The organism is Methylobacterium sp. EM32 (genome assembly GCF_040593685.1).
GTDB lineage: Bacteria > Pseudomonadota > Alphaproteobacteria > Rhizobiales > Beijerinckiaceae > Methylobacterium.
In genome coordinates, this window is the sequence record NZ_JBEXZS010000008.1 from 148,575 (window position 1) to 155,091 (window position 6,517).

Below are 6,517 nucleotides of genomic sequence, written 5' to 3' on the forward strand. Positions count from 1 at the left end.
GGTTCGGACCCGCGCCAAGGACAAAAGGTTGGAGATGGGGGTTTACCCGGAGCCGGCGCGCTGCGCCGACGACGCTGGCCGACTCGTGCCCGAGACGGGCACCGACACCATCCGCTGGCTCGATGCCCGCGAAGGCCACCATTCTGGATCACGCGGCCGGGCCCTGTCCCTGGCCGCCTCGCTGAGCCGCAAGGCCGCAGCAGTGCTCGCCGTCGGCGTCGCCTTCGCGGCCTGCCTGCCGCAGGACGCCGTCGCCCCGGCGGCGGAGGCGCATGACCGGATCGACTTCTCAGCCCCCCGCCCGCACGCGGCGTCCCGCGGCCTGACGCCGGACTGGCCGGGCCCGGCCCTGGTCGAGGAGACCCCGAGCACGACGGCCCTGATCCGGGACGACCTCGAGCGCCTGCGTGAGGAACTGCGGGCAACGCTGGAGATGCGGGACGAGGCGCGCCCGAGCGGCGACACGCCCTTGGGCGACGACGCGCCCGGCGCCATGGCCACGCTGCCCCAGGAGGACGCGCCGCTGCAGGACGCCCCATTGTCCCGGGAGGATTCCCCGTCCGTCGAGATCGCCCTGCCGGAAGTCGCCGCGTTGCCGGAGGTGACGCCGGACGGCCTGGTGGTCTTCGGCGACAAGAAGGTGCCGCAGGCCCTGGTCGAGACGATCGTGCGGGCCGCCCGCGAGACCGAGACCGATCCGGTCTACCTGATGGCGCTGGCCGACAAGGAATCGAGCTTCCAGCCGAGCGTCCGGGCCGCGACCTCGACGGCGGAGGGGCTGTTTCAGTTCCTCACCGGCACGTGGCTCGAACTCCTGCGCAGCTTCGGCGCCAAGCACGGCTACTCGGCGGAAGCCGAACTGATCGAGAAGCGCGGCGGCACGCTGGTGGTCCTCAAGGAGGCCGACCGGCGCCGGGTGCTGGCCCTGCGGCGCGATCCCTACGCGGCGAGCCTGATGGCCGGCGAGATGATGAAGCGCGACCGCAGCCGGGTGGAGCAGCGCCTCGGGCGCGACCTCACGACGACGGAATGCTACTTCGCGCATTTCCTGGGCGCCGCAAGCGCCGGCAAGTTCATGGAATTGACGGCGGAGAAGCCGCACCAGCCGGCTCAGGCGTCGTTCCGCGCGGCGGCGAAGGCCAATCGCAGCCTTTTTTTTCGTCGCGAGGGCCGGAAGACGCGCAGCCTGACGGTCGCCGAGGTCTATGACAGACTCGACGGTATGATCGATCAGCGCCTCGGCCTGTATCAACCGGTCGCGGCGATCGCGGAGCAGATCGACACGCGGCGCCCGAGCGATGCCCCGCCCGCGGCCCTGAGCCAACTGCCTTGATTCATTTCCCAGGCCTCAGTGTGAGCGAAGCGGCCAGGGGGACGGCGCACGGGAAGGACGGCCCGTCGCCTCGGAACACTGCGATAACCCGGGATGCGCCGGCCGGTTCCGGCCCGTTCGGGATTTTTTAACCGGTTTCCGGGAGCGCCTCGTGCTCCCGCACCGGCAGCTGGAAGTACAGGTGGGCGACGCCCGGCAGGCCGCGGCGGATCGCATCGCGCAGATCGGCAGTGGCGCGGCGCAGATCCTCGCCGGAGAGGCCGGGGGCGAGGTCGAGGGTGACGGCGAGCAGCACCGTGCCGGGGCCGAGCTGCAGGCTGCGCATCCGCTCGATCCGCACCACCCGGGGATCGGCCGCGAGGATCTCGCTCGCCTGCGCGATCACCCGCGGCGAGGCGCTCTCGCCGGTGAGCAGGCTGCGGGTCTCGCGAAACAACACGCCCGCGGTGGCGATGAGCAGGCAGCCGATCGCCACCGAGGCGACGCCGTCGCCCGGCGGCCAGCCGAGGAAGCCGCTCGCGACCACGCCGAGGAGGGCGAGGCCGAGGCCGATCAGCGCCGCCCCGTCCTCCAGGATGATCGCGAAGGTGCTTGGATCCTTGCTGCGGGTCACCGCCGTCCAGAGCGATTCGCGGGCGAAGCGGGCCCGCATCTCCCGGCGCGCCGTGCGGAACGACAGCCCCTCGAAGACGCCCGACAGCACGATCACCCCGACATTGACCCAAGGCGCCGTCATCGGCTTGGGATGGTGCAGCTTCTCGACGCCCTCGTAGACCGCGTAGGCGCCGCCGAGGCTGAAGATCAGCAGGGCGACGACGAAGGACCAGAAATACAGCTCCAGCCCGTGCCCGAAATTGTGGCTGTCGTCGGCCGGGCGGGCGGCGCGCCGCATCCCGTAGAGCAGCAGGCCCTGGTTCCCGGTATCGACGAAGGAATGCACGGCTTCCGTGAACATCGCCCCCGACCCGGTATAGGAGGCGGCCGCGAGCTTGGTGACCGCGATGGCGAGGTTGCCGGCGAGCGCGGCGTAGACGACGAGCTTCGATCCGGTGGGTGCCAACGCGCGATACCTGCTCGACGAGATGCTCGATTTCTCCCACCCACGGCCTCATCCTGAGGTGCGAACGGAGTGAGCCTCGAAGGAGGCCTCCGGTGCTCGCAGCGATAGCTGGAGGCCTCCTTCGAGGCCGCTACGCGGCACCTCAGGATGAGGTCGTGGGTGGGTCGGGGGAAAGACGCCTGAGGCGCCCGCGTTCCCGGCGGGATCCGCCTAATGCCCCCCGGCCGGCGCCGCCCCGCCCCGCTTCACGGTCTTGAGAATCATCGCGAGCGGCACCGCGCAGGCCGAGACCAGGGCAAGCGCCCAGAACACGTCGATATAGGCGAGGAAGGCGGACTGGGTCAGGACCTGCTGGCCGATCCAGGCGACAGCCTGGTTCTGCGCGTCGACCGTGCTGGCGCCGCGGGTGGAAAAGAACTGTGTCGCGGCGCGCAAGGTCTCCTGATAGGCCGGCTCCGTGGGGACGATGTGCTCGACGAGCCGGCTGGTGTGGAATTGCTGGCGGTAGGCCAGGATGTTCTGGGCGAGCGACACCCCCATCGAGCCGCCGACGTTGCGCGCGACGTTGATCAGCGCCGAGGCCTGGTCGGTCTGGTCCTTGGTGATCCCCTCGTAGGAGGCCGCCGTGATCGACAGGAAGATCATCGGCAGGCCGATGCCGATATAGACGCGCGACCAGACGAAGAAGCCGAAGTTGAGGTCACCGTAGAGGTTGGTCAAATCAACCATCGCGAAGGCGATGATGGTGGCGCCCGTGGCGATGAGGTATTTCGGCTGGATGTATCCGGAGACGCGGCCGATCACGAACATCATCACGCAGGTGACGATGCCGCCGGGCGACAAGGCGAGGCCAGCCCAGGTCGCGGTATAGCCGAAGTAATCCTGCAGGAGCTGCGGCAGGAACTGCGTGGTCGCGATCAGGATGGCACCGGTGGCGAGCATCACCAGGAAGCAGGAGCCGAACTGGCGCTGGCCGAGCAGGCGCAGGTCGATGACCGGGTTCTTGTGCTTCAGCTCCCACGGGATCATCGCCATGAACGACACCACCGCCAGGCAGGCGAAGACGATGATCAGGGTCGAGCCGAACCAGTCCTTGCGCTGGCCCTCGTCGAGGACGACCTCGAGCGAGCCGAGGAAGGTTGCCACTAGGATGAAGCCGACGATGTCGAAGCGCACGCCCTCCCGGCGCAGGCGCTTCCGCTCCTCGATCGCTGATTTCGGGTCCTGCACCAGCCACCAGATCAGGAACAGCGCGACGGCGCCGACCGGTGCGTTGATGAGGAAGCACCAGTGCCAGGAATACTGGTCGGAGAGCCAGCCGCCCAGCGTCGGCCCGACCACGGGGGCCACCACGATGGCGACGCCGTAGAGGGCGAAGGCCTGTCCGCGCTTCTCCGGCGGGAAGGAATCCGCCAGGATCGACTGTGCCAGCGGCGCCATGCCGCCGCCGCCGAGCCCCTGGAGCACCCGGAAGAAGAGGAGCGATTCGAGGCTCCAGGCGAAGCCGCACAGAATCGACGACACCGTGAACAGCGCGATCGCCGCCATGAAGAAGGCTTTGCGGCCGTAGCGCTTGGCGAGGAAGCTCGACGCGGTCAGCACGATCGCGTTGGCGACGAGATAGCTCGTCACCACCCAGGCCGCCTCGTCGGGACCGACCGCGAGGCCGCCCGAGATGTAGCGCAAAGCCACGTTGGCGATGGTGGTGTCGAGCACCTCCATGAAGGTGGCGATCGCCACCACCATGGCGATGATCCACGGGTTGTGGTCGCCGGCGGCGCTGTCGGCGGGGTTCTGACCGCTCACGGCACGATCTCCGGACTTTAGCGGACGCGCACCGTCGGCACGATCGATAGGCCGGGGCCGATCGAGACGTCCTGCGGCCAGTTCTCGACCGTGATCTTCACCGGCACGCGCTGCACCACCTTGACGTAGTTGCCGGTGGCGTTCTCGGCCGGCAGCAGGCTGAAGGCGGTGCCCGAGCCCGGCTGCACCGAGGCGACCTTGCCGGTGATCTTGTGGTCCGGATAGGCGTCGATCTCGACATCGACCGGCTGGCCGGGCCGCATGTCGGTGATCTGGGTCTCCTTGAAGTTCGCCGTGACCCAGATGTCGTCGGGCACGAACATGCTGAGCGCTTGTCCTGCCTGGGCGAACTGCCCGACCGCGCCGGTGAGGCGCACCACCCGGCCCGCCTGCGCCGTCGTGACCGTGGTGTAGGCGAGGTTCAGCCGCGCCTGCGCCACCTGGGCCCGCGCCTGGGCGAGGCTCGCCTCTGCGCCGGCCTTCTGGGCCTGTAGCGAGCCGATCTGGCGCTGCGCCACCGTCACGGCGGCGCTGGCGCGGTCGAAACTCGCCTGCTGCTGCTGCAGGTTCGAGGTCGATTGCTGCGATTGCTGCACCGAGCCGGCGCCGCGCTGGGCGAGGTCCTGGTAGCGGGCGGCGTCCTGCTTGGCGAATTGCAGCGCGGCCTTCGCCTGCTCGACCTGGGCCCTGGCCTCCTGGATGCTGCCCTGCTGCGCCTGGATCTGCGCCTCGAAGCCCTGGATCTGGGCCTGGGCCGACTGGACCTGCGCCTGCGCCTGCTGGAGCGCCACCTCGTAGTCGCGGGTGTCGATCTGGAACAGCACCGCGCCGGCCTCGACGTGCTGGTTGTCGGTCACCGGCACGGCGGTGACGTAGCCCGACACCTTGGGCGCGACCGCGAACTGGCGCGCATCGACGAAGGCGTCGTCGGTGCTCTCATAGGGATGGACGAAGGTGAGCCAGTACCAGTAGCCGCCGGCCGCCGCGAGGAGCAGCACGACCGCACCGAGGACGAACCAGAGCGGGTGACGCTTGATCAGGCCCGGCCTCTTCGCCTTGCCGTCGTCATCCTGTTCGTCGGAATCCTTGCCCTCGGCCTCCTGGTCCTTGCCCTCGGCCTCGTCCTGCGGCGTGTGCTCGCGCAGGGCACGGGTGTTCTCCTGCAAGGCGCGCGTGTTCTCGGCGCGCGCCGAGTCTTGTCTCGCAGAATCTTGTGGTGTGGGATCTTGCCGCGCCACGACGGGCGCCGGCGCGTCCCGCCCGACTGGGGCCTCCGCCCGCGACTGATCGTCCAGCATGTCGTGAATTCCGCGCGACGGTCCGAACGGACCGGGCAAGGCGCCCGCCTCGGCCTGGAAGACGCCGGGGCGACGGCACTAGTTCCGCATTGCGGCAAAAAACCCCTCGGGGTGACCGGGATGGAAACCCGGCCCCCGGTCGTCCGTGGGCATCCCTTCATCGACGTTCCCGGGAACGGCTACGCTCGGCGGACGTTGAGGCATGAAGAGCGGGGCCTTTCGCGACAGCCCACTGCGCGTCGTCCCGGAGGATGCTGCCATGAGTACTGGTACGCCGTTGCCCAATACCAATCCGGCCGATTCGTCCCCCTACGGCTCCCCGCCCGATCCGCTCGCGCGTCTCACCGCGATGAGCGCGGTGCTCGCCCGCAACTGGTGGCTGATCGCGCTGCGCGGTGCCTTCGCGATTCTGTTCGGGATCGTGGCGCTGATCGCGCCCGGCGCCACGTTGCTGACCCTGGTGATCTTCTTCTCGGCCTACATGCTGGTCGACGGCATCGCCGAGATCGTGGCGGCGGTACGGGCGGCGGAACGGCACGAGCGCTGGGGCTACCTGCTCGCCGCCGGCCTCCTCAATATCCTGGTCGGCGTGCTCGCCTTCCTGATGCCGGGCAGCACGCTCGTCGCCTTCATCTACCTCATCGCCGCCTGGGCGCTGGTGACCGGCGGCCTGATGATCGCCGCGGCGTTCCGGCTCCACCTCGACCACGGCCGCTGGTGGCTGGCGATCGGGGGGGTACTCTCGGTGCTGTTCGCGATCGCCCTGATCGCCAGCCCGGTCCTGTCGCTCCTAGTCCTCACGTACTGGATGGGCGGCTACGCCATTGCCTTCGGGGTGTTCATGCTGATCCTGGCCTTCCGGCTGAGGAGCCGGTTCATCGGGACGGGCGGGACGATGCGGACGGTGTGATGCGACGCCAAAACCCTCCCCCCTCTGCGGGCTAGCGGATTCACACATCGCTGATGGAGAGCCTGAGGTTGGCGCCTCGCTTTCTGGCCTGGAACTCCTTCCAGCCCTCC

General features: G+C 69.1%; 5 protein-coding genes. 2 read left to right on the forward strand and 3 right to left on the reverse strand.

What is annotated here, in order from left to right; all coding sequences use genetic code 11:
- The first annotated feature begins 34 nt into the window (after window positions 1-34).
- Complete coding sequence (locus ABZT49_RS02150; RefSeq protein ID WP_355282412.1) at window positions 35-1,333, forward strand: transglycosylase SLT domain-containing protein; 1,299 nt, start codon at window positions 35-37, stop codon at window positions 1,331-1,333.
- Window positions 1,334-1,460: 127 nt separating this feature from the next.
- Here ABZT49_RS02150 and ABZT49_RS02155 read toward each other — a convergent pair whose 3' ends face one another.
- From ABZT49_RS02155 to ABZT49_RS02165, 3 genes are all read right to left on the reverse strand, one after another.
- Window positions 1,461-2,393 (reverse strand): cation diffusion facilitator family transporter, encoded by a 933-nt coding sequence (locus ABZT49_RS02155; protein ID WP_355282386.1) that lies wholly within the window; start codon window positions 2,391-2,393, stop codon window positions 1,461-1,463.
- Between the two features lie 210 nt (window positions 2,394-2,603).
- Entirely contained in the window at window positions 2,604-4,139 is a 1,536-nt protein-coding gene (locus ABZT49_RS02160) for a DHA2 family efflux MFS transporter permease subunit (protein ID WP_355282414.1), read from the reverse strand.
- A gap of 77 nt (window positions 4,140-4,216) precedes the next feature.
- A complete protein-coding gene (locus ABZT49_RS02165; protein ID WP_407943429.1) occupies window positions 4,217-5,497 on the reverse strand; it encodes a biotin/lipoyl-binding protein in 1,281 nt (426 codons plus the stop codon).
- 259 nt (window positions 5,498-5,756) lie between these two features.
- Between ABZT49_RS02165 and ABZT49_RS02170 the strand changes: the two genes are divergently transcribed.
- Window positions 5,757-6,407 (forward strand): HdeD family acid-resistance protein, encoded by a 651-nt coding sequence (locus ABZT49_RS02170; protein WP_407943430.1) that lies wholly within the window; start codon window positions 5,757-5,759, stop codon window positions 6,405-6,407.
- Window positions 6,408-6,517 lie beyond the last annotated feature (110 nt).